This is a genomic window from Actinomyces sp. oral taxon 171 str. F0337 (genome assembly GCF_005696555.1).
GTDB lineage: Bacteria > Actinomycetota > Actinomycetes > Actinomycetales > Actinomycetaceae > Actinomyces > Actinomyces oris_E.
This window is the reverse complement of the sequence record NZ_CP040005.1, coordinates 2,160,910-2,182,108: the sequence shown is the minus strand read 5'-3', so window position 1 is coordinate 2,182,108 and position 21,199 is coordinate 2,160,910. Positions and strand designations below refer to the sequence as shown.

The following is a 21,199-nucleotide window of genomic DNA, read 5'->3' as shown; positions in this document are numbered from 1 at the left end:
GCGTCAGTGCGCCGTCGTGCCGGTGCTGCTCAGGGCATGGAGGGCCGCATCCACGCCCTCGACGAGCTCAGGCGTCACCGCCAGGAGCGCCGTCCCGGCCCGGTAGGTCATCCCGGGGATGGGGGTGTAGAGGACATTCGCCTGCAGGAGCGCCCGCCCCTCCTTGAGAGCCCGCCACAGCTCGGGATTCTCCCGGAAGAACCGCGTGACGCGCTCATCGGAGGCCAGGTGCTCCAGGACGTTGTCGGCCGACTTGTGCGCCACCCGCCCCGGCAGCCTGCGGGGAGGAATGTCGGTCTCGTCGTCGTCATCGATGGTGGGTGCCGCCCCCTGGTACTCAAGGACCACCAGCTGCTCCCCGTCGGGGGAGAGCGCCAGGGCGTGGACGGGGCTGTCCACCGGCCGCTGGTCGATGGCCTCCCCGCGGAAGTCGTCAGTGATCCTGAAGCCCTCCAGGATGGCGAACTGCTCGCCGTTACCGGTGTTGAGTCGGCGCGTCAGGCTCAGGATCTCGGCCTGCTGCTCCGCCACTGAGGCGGCCAGGTCTCGCATCTGGCCGACGACCCGGGAATCGGCCCCGGAGTCGGCCAGATCGGCGACGGTCTCGTCGAGTCGGCTGGGCTCCAGGGCATCGATACCGACGACGCCCAAGGACTCGGCGAGCTCTCGAAGACGCGCGATGTCGGCCTCCACCGCCACCTGCCGCTTGGTGCGCGCCGTGAAGAGCGCCTGGCTCTTGGAGAAGCTCTCAGCGCCCCGGATCCGCCGGTTGACGGAGAGCTCGGCGGCCAGATCGGTACCGCCCCCGGCGGGACTCGCGCTCAGGGCCGAGCGCGGCATGTATGTCATGGCGAAGTCCAGCAGCGCCAGGCACGCCTGTCCCGGCGTGAGCGTGACCAGGTGACCCAAGAGGCCGGTCGACGACGGTACTGTACTGATACGGCGCCTCGGCGCCCCCAGCGTCAGGACGAGGGACAGGCACATGGCCACCGCGGCCAGCGCGCCAATCGCGTAGAGGAGCCCCTGGGTGCCACTCAACCCGCTCCACCACTGGGAGAACAGGCGCGGCAGGGCTGAGAGGAACAGATCGTCCTCGGTCTCCTTGAGCTCGGGGGCGATCTGCCAGACGGTGCGTACCTCGTACATGCAGCACAGGAGGAACAGCACGACGCTGACCACCAGGATCCCCAGACGGAAGCCCTGACGGGCGTTCGGCTCGGCGCCCGGTGTCGTGGCCTCCATGGCGTCGGCCCGCACGCCGCGCACCTGCTCGGCGGTGGCCCGCCCCGCCCGCATGGCGTAGAGGCGTCCCTGGCGCAGGTCCCCGTAGGCGCCCCAGGTGACGGCCAGATCGCCCCAGGTGAAGTTCGCCAGGGCCACCACCGAGACGATGAGAGCGCGCACGAACGGCGGTGCCTCGGTGAGGTTGGGGTAGCGGGGAGCCGGTGCCCCGGCCACCGTCCAGCCGTGCACGCCCGCGTAGGCGCGGCGGTGGGCGTCCAGGAGCAGGCAGGCGGCCATGAGGATGACGGACAGGGGGATGGCGCTCAGGCCTCCGCCGTTGACCTTCCACAGGAACATGAGCAGCGCCGGGAAACCGCCGCCGGAGTCGCTCTGCCCGAGCTGCTGGGCGATCCTGGCGATGTAGGTGGCGTGGTCACTCACCGACTGCAGGATGACCACCGCCGGAAGGATCCAGGCCACGATCCGCAGCCACACGAGGTTCCTGGCGCCTTCGAAGGCCGGCGAGTCCTTGAGACGCCACAGCGTGATCGCCAGTGCCACCGCCATCGTGATGTTCGCGGTGCTCACCTGGTTGCTGACCGCCAGGACGTTGCTGTTCTCCTGGGTCATGGACCCAGAGGTCCACGGGTTGAAGGAGAAGGGCAGGCGCCCATTGCCCAGGACCGAGGAGAGCAGGCTGTTCTTCTCGAGCGCCCGGACGCCGTCATTGAGGGCCGTCAGGCCCGCGCCGGCGGCGAAGCCCAGCAGGGCCCAGTCGGAGGCCGCCAGACGGCGCATCCGGCCCGGTGCCAGGAAGACCACGAGCACCAGAGGCACCAACGGGCTGAGAACCTCCAGGGCGATGGTCAGCGCGATGCTCATCCCGTTACCCATGACGGACAGTCCTGCGCGGGTGCGCACCGAGCTCATGATCATGGCCACGACGAGCGACCAGGCTGCGCCGACGCCGTACATGAGGAGGACCGAGCGCCAGCTGATGGTGCGTGTGCGCGCCAGGAGAGCAACCACCATGAGGCATACGGCCATGAAGGCCGCCGGAACGGCGGCGTAGGCCAGCCGCGGCACCATCACCAGAGCAGCGATGAGCAGCGGGATCATGAGGGCGTAGGCTCCGCGCACCACCAGGTTCAGAGCGCTGGATAACCCCGGGTGGCGGCTCCACCAGCGCCGGTAGGCGGAGGCGGCCTCCTGCCACCGCTCAGGGGGAGTTCCCCGATATACCGGTGTTGCTGCGATATTGATGGGCGCAGTCATGTTGCGGACTGTATGCCGTATCTAAAGCCGCTCGCAAGGAAACAGGCCATTCGGTCGGGTGGTTCGCCGGAAGCGACATGGCACATGTCAGGGCAGGGAGGAACGTCGCCTCCTCCCGGTGGCGTCACTGCCGCCACTCGATAGGATGGGCCCGGCTGCGACTGGCGAGGGTGGGGCACCACCGGGGAGTGGCCGAGGCCGTCCATGAGCGGGGCGTCGCCCGCCTGGGCGTCCCGCTCCCACACGCCGCACCAGGAGCACCATGTCCTCGTCCATGTCCCCGTCGTCGTCCCCGTCGTCGTCCCGGTCCTCGCAGTCCACGAACCAGACGGTCCCCACCGCTCACGTCCCCACCGAGGGTCTCGTCAGCCCCGACAGCGTCCCCGTGCGCCGCGCCCTCGTCTCCGTCTACGACAAGACCGGCCTCGTCCCGCTCGCCCGCGCCCTGGCCGACGCCGGTGTTGAGATCGTCTCCACCGGCTCCACTGCCGCCACCATCGCCGCCGCCGGCCTGACCGTCACGCCGGTGGAGGAGGTCACCGGCTTCCCCGAGTGCCTCGAGGGGCGGGTCAAGACCCTCCACCCGGCCGTCCACGCCGCTATCCTCGCCGACCGCCGCAAGCCCGCGCATCTCAGCCAGCTCGAGGCCCTGGACGTCACCCCCATCGACCTGGTCGTCGTCAATCTCTACCCCTTCACCGACACCGTCGCCTCCGGCGCTCCCTTCGACGCCTGCGTCGAGCAGATCGACATTGGTGGCCCCACCATGGTGCGCGCCGCCGCCAAGAACCACCCCGCCGTCGCCGTGGTCACCAGCCCCAACCGGTACGACGACGTCGCGGCCGCCGTGCGAGACGGCGGCTTCACCCTGGCCGAGCGCCGCCGCCTGGCCGCTGAGGCCTTCGCCCACACCGCCGCCTACGACGCCGCCGTCTCGACCTGGCTGGCCGGCCAGCTCGAGACCGACGACGTTGCCGACGCCACGGACTCTGCCGACGCCCCCGCGTCCGAAGTGAGCAGGTCGGCCGCGCCGCCGGCCTATATCGGCGTCGGCTACGAGCGCCTGGCGAGCCTGCGCTACGGGGAGAACCCCCATCAGCGGGCCGCCGTCTACCGCGCCGCCGGGGCGAGCGGGGGAGTGGCCGGTGCCCGCCAGCTCCACGGCAAGGCCATGAGCTACAACAACTACACCGACACCGATGCCGCCGTGCGCGCCGCCTACGACCACGGCCAGGCCGTCACGGTCGCCGTCGTCAAGCACGCCAACCCCTGCGGCATCGCCGTCTCGGAGTCCGGTGACGTCGCCGAGGCCCACCGCAAGGCCCACGCCTGCGACCCGGTCTCCGCCTACGGCGGCGTCATCGCCACCAACACGCTCGTCACCGCCGAGATGGCCCGTCAGATCAAGCCGATCTTCACCGAGGTCGTCGCCGCCCCCGCCTTCGAGGACGAGGCCGTGGAGATCCTGTCCACCAAGAAGAACCTGCGCCTGCTCCTCGTCGAGGCCCCGGAGCGTGAGGGTTATGAGATCAAGCAGGTCACGGGGGGCGCCGTCATCCAGGAGCGTGACGTCCTGGATGCAGACGGCGACGCCCCCTCAACCTGGACCCTGGCCGCGGGGCCGGCCGCCGACGACGCGCTTCTGGCCGATCTCGTCTTCGCCTGGCGCTCGGTGCGAGCCGTGCGCTCCAACGCGGTCCTCCTGGCCCACGACGGCGCCACCGTCGGCGTGGGAATGGGGCAGGTCAACCGCGTCGACTCCTGCAAGCTGGCCGTCGAGCGCGCCAATACCCTGGGGCTCCGCTCCACCGGCGACGCCGCACTCGACGGCCCGCAGCAGGAGAAGGGCGCCGTCGGAGGGGCCGACGCCGCCGAGGTCCTGGGCGACTCGGTCGGTGACGCGGCCCCCGCACCGCAGCGCGCCCGCGGGGCCGTGGCCGCCTCCGACGCCTTCTTTCCCTTCGCCGACGGCCTCCAGGTCCTCATCGACGCCGGGGTTCGCGCCGTCGTCCAGCCCGGAGGCTCCATCCGTGACCAGGAGGTCATTGATGCCGCCCAGGCCGCAGGCGTCACCATGTACCTCACCGGCACCCGCCACTTCTCCCACTGAGCCGGCTTCGCCGCCTCGTGCCCGAATCCTCACGCCGGGCACAAGGCCTGCATGCGAGTCGGGGAGCCGGAGAAAGGGCATGGACCCGCACCCCACGCGCCGATAGGCTCCTGTCCGTGACTCATGACCCGCATCCCCAGCAGGCCGAGCACAAGGAGCCCTATCGCACCATCTGTGTTGTCCTCGTGGCCCTCGGCCTGGCAGCGGTCCCCGCCATCGCGCTGCTGGGGCACCGCCGTATTGCCGTCCTGTGGGCGGCCGCTGGGATCCTGACGCTGGCCATCGTCCGGATCCAGCGCCCTGACGGCACCTGGCTGGCGGCGCGCAGCCGCCTGTTCGACGTCGGTCTCGGCATCGGCCTGGCCGCCGTCCTGCTCCTCCTGTCGCCTTACGTCAACCTGCCCCGCATCCTGTGAGCGAGGAGCAGTCCGTACATCGCCTGAGTTCTCACGGCGACGCTGCGCGCCGCCCTGTGTGATCTGCGCCCCTGGGAGTGCTCGTTCTTTGGTCCGGTGCGGCGCTGTGACCGAGTGGTATGGCACGCTGGCCCCAGTCAAGACGTCTTGTCGCTTCGTTTCACATCCTGAAGGTCCCTTTATGCCAAGCAATCCCTCGTCCCTTACCAGGCGCCTGTTGGCCGCGGTGTGGAGGCTCCTATGCCCGATCCGGTGGCTGCTGGCTCTGCTGTGGCGGCCCGTCCGCTGGGTGCTGTTCCTGCCTCCGTTCAGGTGGTGCGGGCGCAAGATCAGAAGCTTTGCGCATCGGATGATTCCGGTGATCCGTCGTCTTCTGCACAGCATTCTGACCTGGGTCATTGGCGCGATCCTGTTGGCCCTGCTCGTGGGTTCGGTCCGCTTTGGGGGCCACCCGATCATTCCCAAGCCCGTCGGCAATGTCTTCGCGACCTTCTCCGACCTGTTCAGCCAGTTCCTCAGCTTCTCCATCCCGCTCATCATCATCGGTCTGGTGACCCCCGCCATCGCCGATCTGGGACGCGGGGCCGGCAAGTGGCTTGGAGTCACGACGGCTCTGGCCTACACCTCCACCCTCTTCGCCGGTTTCCTCACCTTCCTGGTGTGCGCCGCCACCTTCCCGCGGCTGCTCGCAGGAACCTCTCTGGCTGATGTCGCCAAGCCAGAGGGGGCTCTGAGCAGCTACTTCACGGTGGAGATGCCGCCGGCCGTCGAGGTCATGACCGCCCTGCTGCTGTCCTTCGTCCTTGGGATCGGTCTGTCCATGGTGCCCCGGGGCGTGCTGCGCAAGGGCTTCATCGAGTTCCGGGCCATCATCACCCGCCTCATCGAGCGGATCATCATCCCTCTGCTGCCTCTTCATATCTTCGGCATCTTCCTCAACCTCACCTACACCGGGGCGGCCGGGGCGGTGATGAAGGCGCTCCTGCGGGTCGTCGTCGTGGTCCTCATCCTCGAGGTCGTCATTCTGAGCATCCAGTTCCTCACCGCAGGACTCATCGGCCGCCGCAACCCGATCAAGGCACTGCTCACCATGCTCCCGGCCTACCTGACGGCTCTGGGCACCTCCTCGTCCGCGGCCACGATCCCGGTCACCCTGCGCCAGACGAGGAAGAACGGCGTCTCCGACGCGGTGGCCTCCTTCACCATCCCGCTGTGCGCCACGATCCACCTGGCGGGGTCGACCTCGAAGATCTTCTCCTTCGCCTTCGCGATCGTTCTCACCCAGGGCCTGCACGTGAGCACCGCCCAGTGGATCGGCTTCATCTTCATGCTCGGCATCACGATGGTGGCCGCACCGGGCGTGCCCGGGGGCGCCATCATGGCGGCCACCGGTCTGCTGTCCTCCATGCTCGGCTTCAACGACCAGCAGGTGGCCCTCATGATCGCCACCTACATCGCCCTGGACTCCTTCGGCACTGCCACGAACGTCACGGGTGACGGCGCCATCGCCATCATCGTCGATCGCATGGCCGGCGGCTCCGTCAATGACGAGGGCGACCCGGAGAACGTTCGCGAGCTCTCCTTCGACGGCATGGCCTACCTCCACGCCGTCAGTGTCGAGGGGGTCGTCAGTCCCGAGGAGCTCGAGGCCTCGGCCGCGGCCACCCGCTCCGGCGAGTAGAGCCGGGTGGAGCGCAGTCAGCCGATCGGGCTCCGGGAGTCAAGCGACTCTCGGAGCCCGATCCGTGCTTCAGTCTGATCCGCGTGAATCCGCCTGCTGCCGGTTTCTCTCAGCGACCTCGGCCGGTCAGCGTGCGCAGCGGTCCGGGCTCGGCCAGGAGCTTGGCCGGCGGCCCCGTCTGCACGATCGTCCCCGCGTCCATGACGACGACGTGGTCGGCCTGCTCGGACCACTGCAGGCGGTGAGTGATCTCGATGATCGTCGCCTGCGGAAGATAGGTGCGCACCCCGATGCGCACCCGCTCATCCAGCTCAGGGTCCAGGTGGGAGGTGAACTCGTCGAGGATGAGCACCCCGGGACGGGCCAGGAGCACGCGCGCCAGTGCCAGGCGCTGCCGCTGGCCCCCGGACAGCGACTGTCCGCGCTCGCCCACAAGGGTGTCGTAACCGTTCTCGAGGGCCTCGATGTCCTCGTCGATGCAGGCGGCTCGGCAGGCTCGGCGCACCTGGGCATCGCTGGCCGACGGCGCCGCCAGCCGCACATTGTCCGCAATGGTCGCCCGCATGAGGTTGACCCGCTGATCCACCATGCCGATCTCCTGATAGAGGCTGATGGCACGCAGATCGGTCACGTCCTGGCCGTCGATGAGAATGCGGCCTGAATCCGGCTCATCGAAGCGCACCGCCAGCTGGGCAAGTGTGGACTTGCCCGATCCGGAGGCCCCCACGATGCAGGTCCACCGTCCCGCCCTGGCCCTGACGCTGACGCCGCGAACGGCCTGGGCGGCGGTGTTGGGGTAGGAGTAGGAGACGTCCTGCCACAGGACCTCGTGGGAGATGCCGGCGGTCAGCTCCTGATCGCCGTCGCGCACCTCCACGGGAGCGTTGACAACCTCCCACACTCTTTCAGCCGAGGCGAAGGAGGCATTGAGTGCGCCCGAGAGCTCCTCGACGCCGCGCCCGGTGTCGGACAGACGCAGCACCGCAGCGGCCGCGGCAGCCAGGAGGGGGACATCTGTGCTGGAGCCGGTTACGGACATCATCGTGCCCACGGTGACGACGGCGATCGGCGCGGTCAAGCCCGCCAGCTGGCTGATGCCTCGTCGCACGGAGGCCCACTGGCCGTTTGGTCGCGCGGCACCGGCGATCTCGGCGTCGATCCTGGCCATCTCATCAAGACGCTCCTGGCTGCGCCCGTACCCGACGACCTCGCTCATGCCCTGAACGGTGTCGGTCACGTGCTGGGTGAGATCCGCCCGTGCCGCCGAGACTGAGCGGGAGGCATCCACCGAGGTGGCGAACCCCAGGCGGGGCACGATGAGCAGCTGGAGTGTCACGAAGGGGAGCGCCGCCAGGGCCACCAGCCAGGACACCCGCAGGCCGATGACCGTGAGCACCGTGATCGGGACGACGACGGCGCAGACCGCCGGAGCAAAAGTATGCGCGAAGAAGGCCTCGATCCGGTCCACGTCCTTGGTAGCCCGCGCCAGCAGGTCGCCCGAGCGCGACGTCGCACTGACCCTGGGGGAGCGGGGGATGAGGGAGCGGAAGATCTGGCCGCGCAGCAGCTCGAGCGCCTTGAAGGCCACCAGATGACCGAGGAACTGCTCGGCGTAGCGCAGGGCCGCCTTGAGCAGGGACAGCCCCGCCATGACGGCCAGGACCGGCCAGATGGCGGACACTGGTGCGCCAGTCGTCATTGCCAGACCTGCCCGGGCCACGGCGTAGGCCCCTAAGGAGAACAGGGCCACGCCGCACAGCAGGTCGGTGATACGGCACAGGGTGGAGCCCAGCAGCGGTGAGAGGACCGGGCGGGTGACCTGAAGCAGCCACCGCACCAGCAGCGCACGTGAGGGGGGTGCCTGCGCGGAGGCATCGGCCCGACCGGCTCCGCTGCGCTGCCCCGAGCCACCGGCCACCCGGGAGCGGGGCACCGATGATCGCCTCGACTGGTTCGATCGGATCATGCCCGCTCCTCCTGGTGATCCCCATCGGTGGCCTTGGGGGAGGACGCGTCGGCCTCATGGGTGCCGGGCTCAGTGGCCTCCTGATCGGGCGCTGCGCCGGCGGGGCCGGGGGCACTGGCTCCACCCGCCTCGTGCACCGCCCCGGCCTCGACCCTCACGGTCCGGTCCACTGCGGTCAGCGCCCCGGCGCGGTGCGAGATGGTGACGACGGTGCGGCCCCGGGCCAGCTGCTCAATGGACTTGACGATGGCTGCTTCGCTGGCCAGGTCCACCTGGCTGGTGGGCTCGTCCAGGAGCAGCACGGGGCGGTCGGCCAGGAACGCGCGAGCCAGGGACAGGCGCTGGGCCTGACCGCCCGACAGCCCCAGCCCGGCCTCGCCGACCTGCGTCTCCAGCCCCTCGGGCATGAGCGCCACCTCCTTGTCCAGGCGGGCCACCTCCAGGGCCTGCCACATCTGCGACGGCGTTGCGTAGGGCTGGGCCAGGCGCAGGTTGTCGGCGATCGTCCCGGTGAACAGCCAGGTCGTCTGCGCCACCAGCGCGGAGGCGGAACGCACCTCGTCCTGGGTGACGGCGCTCAGCTCGGTGCCCTCGACTTGCACGGACCCGCTGCTGGGCAGCAGGTTGCCGGCGAGCACCGCCATGAGCGTCGACTTCCCCGCACCCGAGGGGCCGACAATCGCCAGGCTCTCCCCGCGCCGCACGCTCAGGTCCACGCCCTCCAGCACGGGGTCCGCGCCCCAGGTGGCCTCGACGTCGTCGAGCACGATGGATGACTGCGCGGTCGCTGCGGGAGAGGTCCTGGCTCCGGGACTCGTGGTGGAGTGTGGCAGAGGGCGCGACAGAAGCCTGCGGATGGCCCGCTGGTTGGCCATTCCGCCCATGCCCACGTAGAAGAAGGCGCCCACGTGAGCCAGCGGCTCGAGGAGCACGTAGGAGGTCAGGACGATCGCCAAGGCGTCACCGACGTCGATCACTCCGGTGGACAGACGCAGCAGAGCCAGACCCGCGGCCGCGGTGATGAGGAAGAGCGAGAACAGGCCGTCGGTGAGCAGGATGACGAGCTGGTTGCCCGCCAGCAGCCCCATGACAGCGCGCCGGTTCGACTCCCCCTCCAGGCGCAGACGCGCGCTGGTGCGTTCCGCGGCCCGGGCCAGGGTGAGGGTCCGCAGCCCCTGGATCGCGTCGAGGTACTCGGCGGCCAGGCGCATACGGGCCCGTCGGGAGTCCGACGACGAGGCCCTCAGCCGTGAGTGGCACCAGATGATGAAGGCCGGCACCATGATGACGGCCGCTGCCAGGACCAGGGCGGGAACGACGTCGACCACCACGGCCAGCTCGATGAGTACCAGCAGAGGCGCTGCTGCGGCCGCCAGAGTGGGGGCCAGGAAGGTCTGACGGTAGAGAGCCACGCGCTCGGCGCCGTCGGTCAGCAGGGAGGCGGTCGCACCGCTGCGGACGTCGGCAGCGCGCGCCGGGCCCAGCCCCAGCAGGTGAGCCAGGGTGAGCCGGCGCAGGTGCGCCTCCTCAGTGATCGCACTGAAGCGAGCGACCCGCTGGGCCAGCAGCTGGCAGACAGCGCTCAGGGCGGCTGCTGCCAGAGCCTGAGCGAGCAGGCCCGCTGCCGACGAGGATCTCAGCAGCGCGCCCAGGGCGCGTCCGGTGGAGATGAGGCACCAACCGGATCCCAGGGCGCCCAGGAGCGTCAGACCGAATGAGAGGGAGCCTGCTCGGCGCCCGGCGGGCGAGGAGACCGCAGGACGGGGCGGGGAACCGCGGCGCAGTGGCGCAAGGATGGACGCGGGGGATCGGCGTGAGCTCATCACGGTCCTGGAAGCGAGAAACGGGCTGGGGAGGCCCCAGCGTATCGACCAGGACGGGATGTTGTCAGGGGCGGCGAGTATCTCACTGAGATCACGGGTACCAGGAGGAATGCGACCTCCCCGGCTCTAGGGAGTGGTGAGAGTCACGAAATGTCGCGGACTGGTGTGTTCACCTGCGCGAACGTCATAGCGTTGTCCTGCCGGGCTGCCGCCTGCGGCCCGCGACGACACACGTCTCGAAGGAGTCCTCGATGGCAAACGCCCCCGTCAACATCACCGTCACCGGTGCTGCCGGCAACATCGGCTACGCCCTGCTGTTCCGCATCGCCTCCGGCGCCCTCCTCGGCCCGGACCAGCGCGTCAACCTCCGCCTGCTGGAGATCCCGCCGGCCGTCAAGGCCGCTGAGGGGACTGCTATGGAGCTGTTCGACTCCGCCTTCTCGACCCTGGGCAGCGTTGACGTCTTCGACGACGCCAAGGCCGCCTTCGAGGGCGCCAACATCGCCTTCCTCGTCGGTTCCATGCCCCGCAAGGCCGGCATGGAGCGTGCCGACCTGCTCTCCGCCAACGGTGGCATCTTCGGTCCCCAGGGCGAGGCCCTCAACGCCGGCGCCGCCGACGACATCAAGGTGCTCGTCGTGGGCAACCCCGCCAACACCAACGCCCTCATCGCGGCCTCGCACGCTCCCGACATCCCCTCCTCGCGATTCACAGCCATGACCCGCCTGGACCACAACCGCGCCCTGGCCCAGCTGGCCACCAAGGCCGGCTGCCACGTCACCGACATCGACAAGGTCACCGTCTGGGGCAACCACTCCTCCACCCAGTACCCCGACCTGACCCAGGCCACCGTCAAGGGCGCCCCGATCGCCGACATCCTGGCCGACCGGGCCTGGGTCGAGAACGACTTCATCCCGACCGTCGCCAAGCGCGGCGCCGCCATCATCGACGCGCGCGGCGCCTCCTCGGCGGCCTCAGCGGCCTCGGCCGCCATCGACCATGTGCACGACTGGGTGCTGGGCACCTCCGGGTCCTGGACCTCCTCCTCGATCATGTCCGACGGGTCCTACGACGTGCCTGAGGGCATCATCTCCTCCTTCCCCTGCACCTCGGAGAACGGTGAGTGGAAGATCGTCCAGGGTCTTGAGATCGACGACTTCTCCCGCGGCAAGATCGACGCCTCGGCGGCCGAGCTCGTCGAGGAGAAGAACACGGTGGCGTCCATGGGGCTCATCTGAGCCCCTCGCACCCTCCGACTCGGCGCCCGGGCTCGGCCTGAGACCCCGCTCGGGCCCACCCCGTTCCTGGTACGGACCACCTTGGGGTGCGGGGCAGTGAGGCCTCGTCCGCTCCTCCTAGGTCCTCGCCGCTCATTCGAGCGGCGAGGACCCTTTTTCATGTCTGTGGTGGATGGGGTGGTGGATGAGCGTTGACATTGCTGGTACAGACCTGTGGTTCACGACCAGTATAATGATTGTTTGCGCAATGTATGCTTGAGTTTCACTCAGTTTGGGTCTACTCTCTGGCGAGATCAGATGACTAGACAACATCTGATCCTCCCGCCCGCGGCAATGGTGCCGTGGTCATGAGACACCGTCGTTTCTAAGGAGCAGTCCCATGCGTTCCACCCACTACCTCTCCCGTCGTGCCGTGCTGGCGGGGCTGGGAACCACTGCAGTCGCCGCTACCCTGGCCGCCTGCGCCACCTCCGGCAGTTCCGGCTCGAAGTCCGCTGGAGCCGCCGGTGAAGGGGACGCCAGCCAGGTCGACGTCGTCACATGGTGGTCGGCCGGCTCGGAGAAGCTCGGCCTGGATGCCCTGGTCAAGGTCTTCAACCAGCAGTTCCCCAAGACGAAGTTCGAGAACAAGGCCGTCTCCGGTGGTGCCGGCAGCCAGGCCAAGCAGAAGCTCGCCGCGGACCTGGCCGCCAAGAACCCGCCGGACACCTACCAGGCCCACGCAGGTGCCGAGATCAAGGACCACATCGAGGCCGGCTACCTGCTGGACGTCTCCGGCCTCTATGAGGAGTTCAAGCTCAACGAGGCCTTCCCGGCCACCCTCATGGACCGTCTCAAGGACTCCGACGGCAAGATCTACTCCGTGCCCTCCAACATCCACCGGGCCAATGTCGTGTGGGCCTCGGTGCCCGCCCTCAAGGCCGCCGGGCTCGACCCGACCAAGCCCGCCACTTCCATCGACGCCTGGATCGCCGACATGGAGAAGGTCAAGGCCGCCGGCCTGACGCCCATCACCATGGGCATGGCCTGGACCCAGCTCGAGCTGCTCGAGACCATCCTCATCGCCGACCTGGGCGTGGACGCCTACAACGGGCTCTTCGCTGGCAAGACCGACTGGGGCGGCGCCGAGGTCACCAAGGCGCTGGGTCACTACAAGACCATCGTGGGGTTCACCGACTCCTCCCTCTACACCGAGGACTGGGAACCTGCCATGAAGCCCATCATGGACGGCAAGGCCGCCTTCAACGTCATGGGCGACTGGGCCGTGGCCGGCTTCGACGCCGCCGGCAAGAAGGCCGGCCAGGACTACGTCTACTTCCCGGTCCCGGGCACCGACGGCGTCTTCGACTTCCTCGCCGACTCCTTCACACTGCCCGACGGCGCCAAGCACCCCGGTGGAGCCAAGAACTGGCTCAACGCCATCTCCTCCAAGGACGGCCAGATCGCCTTCAACACGGTCAAGGGTTCCATCCCCGCCCGCACCGACCTCAGCGACGAGGAGAAGGGCAAGTTCTCCGAGTACCAGCGCTCGGCCATGGAGTCCTTCGCCAAGGACAAGATCGTCTCCTCCATCGCTCACGGCGCGGCCCTGCCCGCAAAGGCCACCAACGCGATGAACGATGCCCTGACCAAGTTCGCTCAGGGCGCCTCCGACGTCACCGCCCTGCAGGCCGACCTCAAGGCCGCTGCCGCCTCCTGATCGGTTCCCCGGGGGTGGGAGCGGGCCGCGCATCCGCTCCGGCTCGCCCCGCCCCGGGGCCGACCTCTCACCGATCATTCAGCCGGCTGTCATCACTACGACAGACGGATTCTTCCGTCACCTACGTATCTGGAGAACCTTGTGAGCACCAAGAGCGCCCCCGTGCGGCGCCGTCGGACGGGCTGGAGGCAGTGGGGGCCCGGCCTCCTCCTCATCTCGCCCTCGATCATCCTTGTCGGCGTCTTCGTCTACGGGATGATCGGGATCAACATCAACACCTCCCTGCTGGACATGCACACCGCCGGTCAGGTCTCAGGACGCCGGGGCACCACCGTCGTCGGCCTGAGCAACTTCACGACCCTGTTCGGCAACCCGGACTTCCGGCACTCCTTCATCAACCTCATCCTGTTCACGGTCACGTTCCTGGCCGGCACCCTCGTGGTCGGCTTCCTGTGGGCCTGGCTCCTGGACCGCCCCATCAAGGGGGAAGGGGTCTTCCGCTCCATCTTCCTGTTCCCCATGGCCGTGTCCTTCGTGGCCTCGGGCGTGGTGTGGCGGTGGCTGCTCAACTCCGCGCAGGGCGAGAAGGCCTCCGGGCTCAACCGTCTCTTCGAGATGACCGGTCTGAGGTTCCTGGAGAACTCATGGACCCAGAACACCACCTGGGGGATCCTCGCCATCGCGCTGCCGGCCGTGTGGCAGCTGGCCGGTTACGTCATGGCCCTCTTCCTGGCCGGCTTCCGTGGCATTCCCGACGACCTGCGTGAGGCCGCCCGGGTCGACGGCGCCAGCGAGTGGCAGCTCTACAAGTCGATCATCTTCCCCCAGCTGACCCCGATCGCCCTGAGCGCCGTCATCATCATCGGGCACATGTCCCTGAAGTCCTTCGACCTCATCATGTCGATCACGGACCAGCGGACCTACTCCACCAAGGTCCCGGCCATCGACATGTTCAACTTCATGACCGACAACGACTATTCCAACGCCGCCGCCGTCGGCACGATCCTGCTGGTCCTGGTCGCCGTCGCCGTCATCCCCTACCTCATCCACGACGCCAAGGGCCGGAGGTGAGCGGCGATGGCACAGTCACTCACGACGCGCAGCCCGCGCCGCCCCGGCTGGGGCCAGACCGTCCGGTTCATCCTGCTGCTGGCCTCGGTGGTCCTCGTCCTCATCCCGGTCTACGTCCTGCTGGTGACCTCCTTCAAGGGCTCCGCCGACGCCGACCCCTCGCGCACCTGGTACCTGCCCGAGGTCTGGGTCACCAAGAACTGGGCCAACGCCTGGAACCAGCTCAGTGGTGGGCTGCTGCGCTCGCTGGCCCTGGTCATCCCCTCCTCGATCATCTCGGCGATGCTGGGCAGCGCCAACGGGTTCGTCCTGTCCAAATGGCGCTTCCCCGGGGCCAACGTGGTCTTCACCCTCATCCTGTTCGGCATGTTCATCCCCTACCAGGCGGTCATGATCCCGCTCATGCGACTGGTGACCAGCGCCGACCTGGGCTTCGGGATCCACACGCTGATCCTCATGCACGTCGTCTACGGCATCCCGATCACGACGCTCATCTTCCGCAACTACTACGAGACCATTCCCAACGAGCTCATTGAGGCGGCCAGGGTCGACGGGGCCGGCATGCTGCGCACCTACGTCTCGGTGGTCCTGCCGATCTCGGTGCCCAGCTTCGTCGTGGTCCTCATCTGGCAGTTCACCTCCGCCTGGAACGACTTCCTGTTCGCCCTGTTCTTCGGCGGCGGGGCACAGTCCGGGCCGGTGACATTGGCGCTGAACAACCTGGCTCACGGGTCGATCCTGGCCGACTACGGTGCCTCCATGTCCGGTGCGCTCATCGCCTCGGTGCCGACCCTGGCGGTCTACATCCTGCTGGGCAAGTACTTCGTCGGCGGCCTCATGGCCGGATCCGTCAAGGGCTGAGGCCGGCCAGAGGGCCGCTCACCCCGCTTCCCCTGCGGACCCCGCCTGTTCTCGCATCCGGCTGCCGCCCCCGGCTTGGGGACGGCAGCCGGATGTGATGAGATCTGGTCATGGCACGTCGCAGATCCAAGCGCCCCTACGGGCAGGGGCACATTCCCCTGAGCATGGACCGTCTCGCCTCCGTGCCGCGCACCCAGACCGGTCCCGGCGGCGCGGACTTCACCGTGCGCCACCTGCGTGGTGGGGACAAGTCCTACACCTGCCCCGGCTGCCACCGCGTCATCCCCGCCGGCACCGCGCACGTGGTGGCCTGGACCAACGAGTCCCTCTTCGGAGCCGACCGGGGACTGGAGGAGCGGCGCCACTGGCACACCTCGTGCTGGGAGCGCCGCCTCTGGTAGAACCCGGCACCGCGGTGGGAAGCGGTGGGGCTGAGAGTCACACGAGCGGCTCGGGGGAGCGCTCCTCCCAGCCCGGCAGCAGGCGGTCGAGCGCGAAGCGCAGCGGCACGACGTCGCCGTCACGCCCGCCCTCGCCAATGGTCATCGGCACGGGTTGACTCTCGGGCCTGACCCCGCGCAGGCGGTGCCGAAGGCTCAGCGGCATCGACAGGACGTAGTAGTTCCCCTCCGTGTCGATACCGACCTTCTCATCGGCCCTCAGGTACCAACCGTGCAGCGGGGTGCGGGCACTACCGCCCGCGTAGCCGCGCACCCGCAGAGGAACGTCCTCAAGGCCCTCTTCGCGGGCGACCCTGAGGAAGAGCCCCACGATGCGGCAGGCCCGGGCGTGCTCGGCGTCCTGATGCTCCTGGAGCATGCGGGCCCGCTGCATGGCCGCTCGACGACGCGACGCCGCCCAGTCGGAGTCACCAGGACCGGAGGTGCTGGTCGACTCGGTCTCGAACCGGGCGGCGTCGTCGGTGGTCACTTCTGCGTCTCAGCGGCGACCTTTGCCCTGGCGGGGGTGGCGATTGCCTGCGTTACCGGAGTTGTTAGAGCTCTTACCGGGGGCCGGAACGTGCTCAATACGACCGGCTCCACCCTTCTGGGCGTTCTTCGGTGCCGACTGCGTGCCAGCCTGCTGGCCACCGCCCGAGGTCGCAGCGGCCTTGCTGCCGGCCGACGCAGGGGCCGCCGAGGTGGCCGACGGTGCGGAGGCGGCGCTGCTCGAGCCGGCGGAGTGCGCGCTGCTGGCACTGCCGGATGCGGCCGGCTCCGCCGAATCCGCGGAGGACTGGTCCGGAGCCGGAGCCGGGCTCGACTCCTGAGGCAGGGCCGCGACGTGGTCGCTGAAGGTGGGAGCCTGGGGCAGTACGCCTCCCAGGACGCCGCGCATCTCGGTGAGGTAGGCGGCGACCGAGTCGCGCTGGCGCTCGAGCTCCTGGAGCTGACGGGCGGCCACCTGGGCGGTGACGTCGGCGTCCGCGCGGGCGTCGCTGATGATCTGCTCGGCCTCGATCCGTGCCTGTGCCAGGGTCTCCTCAGCCTGGGCGACCGCCTCCTCCTGGCGCTTGCGGGCCTCGGTGTCGGTGCGGGCGCGGACCTCCTCAGCCCGGGACAGCGCCTCCTGAAGACGCTCCTCGGCCTCCTGGGCCTGGATCTGGGCCTGCTCCTGCATCTCGCGGATGCGCTCGCGCGTGGCCTCGTGGGCGTCGGAGTCCTCCTGAGCGGCCTGCTCGTGCGCCGCGGCGATCTCCAGGGTCGCCTGCTGGCGCAGCTCGGTGGCCTCGGAGCGGGCCGCGGCCGCCTCGTCGGTGGCCGAGCGACGCAGTGTCTCGGACTCGTTGCGCGCCGAGGTGAGGATCTCCTCGGCCTCGCGCTTCGCCTTGCCGACGGTCAGCTCGGCCTCCTGCTTGGCGGCCGAGAGGATCTCCTCGGCCTTCGCCGTGGAGGTCTTGTGCAGCTCGTCGGCCTCGGCCGCGGCCGCCTCTCGGTTGGCGGTGGCGTCGCGCTCGGAGGTGATGGCGATCTCGGCGGCCTGCTTGCGAGCCTGAGACAGGACCAGGGCGGCCTCGCGCTCCGCGGTGGCTCGCATCTCGGTGACGGCCGCCTCGGAGTCGGCGGAGATCTGGGCGGCCTTGCGTGAGGCGGAGGAGACCAGCTCCTGGGCGCGGGCCTCGGCGTTGGCCAGGGCGGTCGAGGCCTCCCCCTGGGAGCGGGAGCGCAGCTCACTGGCCTCTCGGCGGGCGTCGGCGAGCAGGGTCGCCGCCTCCGAGGCGCTGCGCTCGGAGAGGTTCTTGGCGTTGGTTCGGGTGCGGGTCAGGAGGGCGTCGGCCTCGGCGTTGGCCTTGGACAGGACGGAGGCGCTCTGCTCCTCGGCGCTGCGCAGCAGCTGCTCGATCCGTGAGCCCAGGCCTGCGTAGGTCGGCTTGTCGGACTCCCGCAGCCGGCGCTGGGCGTCGGCCAGCTCGCCGGCCAGCGTCATGGCGCGCTGGTCAAGACTGGCCACCTCACGACGGGCGTCGGCCAGCTGACGCGAGAGCTGCTCCAGCTTCCGGTCGACCTGGGCACGGTCGTAACCGCGCATCGTGATGGCAAACTCGCTGTATTCCTCAGCCACGTCGGGTTCCTCCTCCTGGCGAGCCGGGGACGCTCACCACCGGGCCAAGCCTAACGATTGGGTGTGATCCGGACGGTAAACACGAAAGTGTGACCATGCGCACAAGAAGTGAGTGTGGGATCCGTTCCTGGCCGAGTGAGAGCGGCCGGGGATGGTGATGCTGATGGTCTGCTCGGGCGCGATCGATCTCGTGCGCACGTTTCTCCTCGCGTTCCTCTGGCTCCGCTTCGAGACCGGAGCGCTGCTCGGTGGGCCGGTGGCGCTCTTTCTGTCGGGGTAATCCCGGGAGATGTCGATTCGCTCAGCGCGTGTCTGGTTGTGATCTTGCGCTGAGGTCGGTGCGGTCGCGGGGTCCGTCATGCGATTCTGGTCCCCAGGCGGGCGCACGGTGAGCGCTCGCAGCGATACCCGGCTCCGTAGCCGGCCGTCGTCGAACCGTGTCCACGAACATAGGAGACCCGCGTCGTGAGTCGACGTATCTTGAGCGTGGTGGTGACCGTCCTCGGGCTGGTCCTGGTCGCCCTGGCCGTTTGCTCGGCCACCATCTGGAAACCCAGCTCCAAGGCCGAGGCGAAGCTCGCCTCCGCTCCTTCCCAGCCCTACGTCTTCACAGCCCCCGGGGTTCTCAGTGGTGTGGGGTCCGACGTCACCGTGACCGCGAGCTCCTCCGACGGCAAGGACGTCCACCTCTTCGTGGCCAGGGCGGCCGACCTCGACGCCTGGATGAGCCCCGACGCCGACAGGGCGCTTCCTTACACGGTGGTCACCCGTATCGACGCCGATGCCGGAAGTCTGTCCTCCAAGGACGAGACCAAGTACTGCCCATCGGCCTCCGCCACCCCCGCCGCCTCCGCTCAGGCGGGGGCGACGCCGTCGTCCGCCGGGACGCAGTGCTCGGAGCGCAAGGCCAATGCCGTGACCGCCTCGGGCTCCGATATCTGGCTGGGGGAGAAGACCGGTGGCTCGTCAGTCACCTTCAACACCGCGGAGGACGCTGACCGCGCCATGCTGCCGCGTAAGGACATCGACGAGCAGATCGTCGTCATGGCCATGACCGACGGCAAGGCCCCGGCTCCTAGTCTGACCGTCACCTGGGAGCGGCAGGTGGAAACGCCCTGGTACTTCTACGGGGGGCTGGTTCTGGGCGGCCTCTTCGTGCTCGTGGGGGCATTCCTGTTCTTCATCGACCTCCAGCTGCGCCGCGCCAATGTTGATCGGCGGACCCGTTCCGCCGAGCGTGCGGCCCGCATCGCCAACGCCGACTCCGTCTCCACCGAGGGTATCCCTCAGGTGGACGATCCCGACCGGCAGCTGACTCGCCGAGAGCTGCGGGTCAAGGAGCGCGCCGAGGCATCTGGCGAGCCCTGGACCGACCCGCGCACGGGGCGCGTCTACCTCGACGGCATCGAGACGTCCTCCGTCCCCCAGGCGCCTGAGGCGCCTCCCGCCAACGGTTACGGCTATGACCCCGCCGCCGGGATCAGCGGTGGGTCCAGCGGCGGGTTCGGCGACGAGCCTGACGGCGCCTACGGTGAGGGGCCCGGCGGTCAGGGTGATCATGCGGTTGCTGGAGTGACCCGAGGCGCGTCGGTCGTTCCCGGTCTTGATGAGGCCGCCACCCAGCAGTACCGAGCCGGCCGGGAGCCGGAGGGTCTCCAGGACGGCGAGGCGCTGTCAATCGCCTCGGATGCTGCCGACATGTCCGACTCGTCGGCTCGCTCCAACCCCCCGGCTCTCAGTGATGCTGCAGCCGGCGCCGGCCACATGGCCGTGGGCGTGGACCAGATCACCGACCAGCCCGCTGATGTCCAGGACCACTCCCGCTTCGCGCCGCCGGAGCACCGCACCAGCCACGTGGCAGGCGATGTCGATGCGCAGTCCTTCAAGACCGACACCGCCGGGCTCCAGGACGTGACGGCCTCGGCCCCGTCGCAGGACCCCAGCCTTCAGATGCCGACCGGAATCACCCAGCCGGAGGTGACCGACGCGTCGCTGAGCCGGAGTGAGCAGGAGGTCGAGCCGGCGCAGGGGACCTTCTCCCCGAACAGCTTCGGGGACTCCTCCGCGACGTCGACCACCGTGTCCTGGCCCTCCTACTCCGGCGGCGTCGAGCTGCCTCCCGAGACCGACCCCGCCGTCATCCAGGCCGTCGACGCCGAGCCTCTCGGCGAACCAGACCCCACCGCGGACCCCGACCACCAGGAGCACGCATGATGTCCACCCGTCGAGCCTTTCTGAGCGCAGGCGGTGCCTCCGCCATCGCCCTGAGCCTGGCCGCCTGCTCGCGGTCCCAGACCAAGACCGCCGAGACCCTGGCCTCCGGCACGCCGATCGCCGAGCCCGTCCTCAACGACAAGCAGCTCGCCGAGATCCTCCAGCGCGTCCAGACCGGCCTGGCGGCGGCGGACAAGGAGAAGAGCGAGGCGAAGGTCAAGGAGGTCATGTCCGGGCCTGCGGCGCGGATCCGTGCCGCCGAGTACCGCACCGCCTCCGCCAGTGGGAACGACTCGTTCATCCACGCCATGACCACGAAGATCCAGGGCGGGGGCGTGGGGCAGACCGTCGGTTTCCCGCGTAACGCCGCCGTCGCCTCGGAGGGCGACAAGAGCGTCTCGATCATCTCCCTGGAGCAGGGCTCGGCCCGGGACCAGTTCAAGGTGTGGGGCTGGGTGCAGGGATTCGCCGCGCAGGCGAGCATTCCCGTGCTGACCAAGCAGTCTGCCCAGCGCGCCAAGCAGGTGACGGCCGAGTCCACAGGGCTGGTCGCCACCCCCAAGGCCGTCCTCGACTCCTATGTCGATGCGCTCAACCACCCCGACGGTGAGAACGGCAAGGCCTTCCCCGATGACAGCCTGCGCCGAAAGGTTCACGACGCCCGAACGACCGACCTGAGCAACTACGGGGAAGTGACCGTGACGGCGGTCCCCGGTCAGGACGGGTTCCAGGGCCTCCAGCTGGAGGAGGGGGACGGCGGGGCGCTGGTCTTCACCACCCTGACCTTCACGGTGGTCTACAAGCGCACCGTTGACGGCTCCGACCTCACCCTGCAGGGCGATGTTGCCGCCTACATGGGTGGCAACCAGAAGATCCTCGGCACCGTGACCGCCACCTACGACTCCATGGTCGCCTTCTCCATCCCCAAGGAGGGAACCGGTGAGAAGGTGACCGTTCTGGGCGCCGAGACAGCGCTCATGAAAGTGGAACGGGATGACTCCAAGACGCCCGCCCCCACGGCGTCGGCATCGGCCAAACCGTCCTGAGCGCCACCGATCC

The 21,199-nt window shown here is 69.1% G+C and carries 16 protein-coding genes; 11 read left to right on the top strand and 5 right to left on the bottom strand.

Annotated elements, in window-relative coordinates; all coding sequences use genetic code 11:
* Window positions 1-3: 3 nt before the first annotated feature.
* Window positions 4-2,499: a hypothetical protein gene (locus FBF36_RS09460; protein WP_034491789.1), complete on the bottom strand. Its 2,496-nt coding sequence runs from the start codon at window positions 2,497-2,499 to the stop codon at window positions 4-6.
* A gap of 274 nt (window positions 2,500-2,773) precedes the next feature.
* Between FBF36_RS09460 and purH the strand changes: the two genes are divergently transcribed.
* From purH to FBF36_RS09440, 3 genes are all read left to right on the top strand, one after another.
* Window positions 2,774-4,609 (top strand): bifunctional phosphoribosylaminoimidazolecarboxamide formyltransferase/IMP cyclohydrolase, encoded by a 1,836-nt coding sequence (purH, locus tag FBF36_RS09450; protein ID WP_138137842.1) that lies wholly within the window; start codon window positions 2,774-2,776, stop codon window positions 4,607-4,609.
* A gap of 116 nt (window positions 4,610-4,725) precedes the next feature.
* Complete coding sequence (locus FBF36_RS09445; protein WP_009394204.1) at window positions 4,726-5,025, top strand: DUF3017 domain-containing protein; 300 nt, start codon at window positions 4,726-4,728, stop codon at window positions 5,023-5,025.
* Window positions 5,026-5,374: 349 nt separating this feature from the next.
* Window positions 5,375-6,706, top strand: coding sequence for a dicarboxylate/amino acid:cation symporter (locus tag FBF36_RS09440; protein WP_034491358.1), 1,332 nt, complete (start codon window positions 5,375-5,377; stop codon window positions 6,704-6,706).
* Window positions 6,707-6,815: 109 nt separating this feature from the next.
* On the opposite strand, the gene FBF36_RS09435 is transcribed toward FBF36_RS09440, so the two are convergent.
* Both FBF36_RS09435 and FBF36_RS09430 read right to left on the bottom strand, forming a co-directional pair.
* Complete coding sequence (locus FBF36_RS09435; protein WP_034491355.1) at window positions 6,816-8,672, bottom strand: ABC transporter ATP-binding protein; 1,857 nt, start codon at window positions 8,670-8,672, stop codon at window positions 6,816-6,818.
* Window positions 8,669-10,495 (bottom strand): ABC transporter ATP-binding protein/permease, encoded by a 1,827-nt coding sequence (locus FBF36_RS09430; RefSeq protein WP_009394201.1) that lies wholly within the window; start codon window positions 10,493-10,495, stop codon window positions 8,669-8,671. Before FBF36_RS09430 ends, FBF36_RS09435 begins: the two co-directional genes overlap by 4 nt.
* Before the next feature lie 251 nt (window positions 10,496-10,746).
* Between FBF36_RS09430 and FBF36_RS09425 the strand changes: the two genes are divergently transcribed.
* The 5 genes from FBF36_RS09425 to FBF36_RS09405 all read left to right on the top strand — a co-directional run bounded on the left by FBF36_RS09425 (window position 10,747) and on the right by FBF36_RS09405 (window position 15,765).
* Window positions 10,747-11,733, top strand: coding sequence for a malate dehydrogenase (locus FBF36_RS09425; protein ID WP_009394199.1), 987 nt, complete (start codon window positions 10,747-10,749; stop codon window positions 11,731-11,733).
* Between the two features lie 379 nt (window positions 11,734-12,112).
* Window positions 12,113-13,432, top strand: coding sequence for an ABC transporter substrate-binding protein (locus FBF36_RS09420; protein ID WP_009394198.1), 1,320 nt, complete (start codon window positions 12,113-12,115; stop codon window positions 13,430-13,432).
* Window positions 13,433-13,573: 141 nt separating this feature from the next.
* Entirely contained in the window at window positions 13,574-14,503 is a 930-nt protein-coding gene (locus FBF36_RS09415) for a carbohydrate ABC transporter permease (RefSeq protein WP_009394197.1), read from the top strand.
* Between the two features lie 6 nt (window positions 14,504-14,509).
* Window positions 14,510-15,364, top strand: a complete 855-nt coding sequence (locus FBF36_RS09410; protein ID WP_009394196.1) for a carbohydrate ABC transporter permease — start codon at window positions 14,510-14,512, stop codon at window positions 15,362-15,364.
* Between the two features lie 110 nt (window positions 15,365-15,474).
* Window positions 15,475-15,765: a hypothetical protein gene (locus FBF36_RS09405; protein ID WP_034491353.1), complete on the top strand. Its 291-nt coding sequence runs from the start codon at window positions 15,475-15,477 to the stop codon at window positions 15,763-15,765.
* 37 nt (window positions 15,766-15,802) lie between these two features.
* Here the strand turns inward: FBF36_RS09405 and FBF36_RS09400 are convergent, their stop codons facing one another.
* Both FBF36_RS09400 and FBF36_RS09395 read right to left on the bottom strand, forming a co-directional pair.
* Complete coding sequence (locus FBF36_RS09400; RefSeq protein ID WP_009394194.1) at window positions 15,803-16,294, bottom strand: hypothetical protein; 492 nt, start codon at window positions 16,292-16,294, stop codon at window positions 15,803-15,805.
* Between the two features lie 9 nt (window positions 16,295-16,303).
* Window positions 16,304-17,926, bottom strand: a complete 1,623-nt coding sequence (locus FBF36_RS09395; RefSeq protein ID WP_009394193.1) for a DivIVA domain-containing protein — start codon at window positions 17,924-17,926, stop codon at window positions 16,304-16,306.
* Window positions 17,927-18,077: 151 nt separating this feature from the next.
* On the opposite strand from FBF36_RS09395, the gene FBF36_RS13690 reads away from it, so the two are divergent.
* From FBF36_RS13690 to FBF36_RS09385, 3 genes are all read left to right on the top strand, one after another.
* A complete protein-coding gene (locus tag FBF36_RS13690) occupies window positions 18,078-18,206 on the top strand; it encodes a hypothetical protein (RefSeq protein WP_009394192.1) in 129 nt (42 codons plus the stop codon).
* Window positions 18,207-18,391: 185 nt separating this feature from the next.
* A complete protein-coding gene (locus tag FBF36_RS09390; RefSeq protein ID WP_034491349.1) occupies window positions 18,392-20,140 on the top strand; it encodes a hypothetical protein in 1,749 nt (582 codons plus the stop codon).
* Window positions 20,137-21,186, top strand: a complete 1,050-nt coding sequence (locus FBF36_RS09385; protein WP_009394189.1) for a hypothetical protein — start codon at window positions 20,137-20,139, stop codon at window positions 21,184-21,186. The genes FBF36_RS09390 and FBF36_RS09385 overlap by 4 nt, the downstream gene beginning before the upstream one ends.
* Window positions 21,187-21,199: the final 13 nt, after the last annotated feature.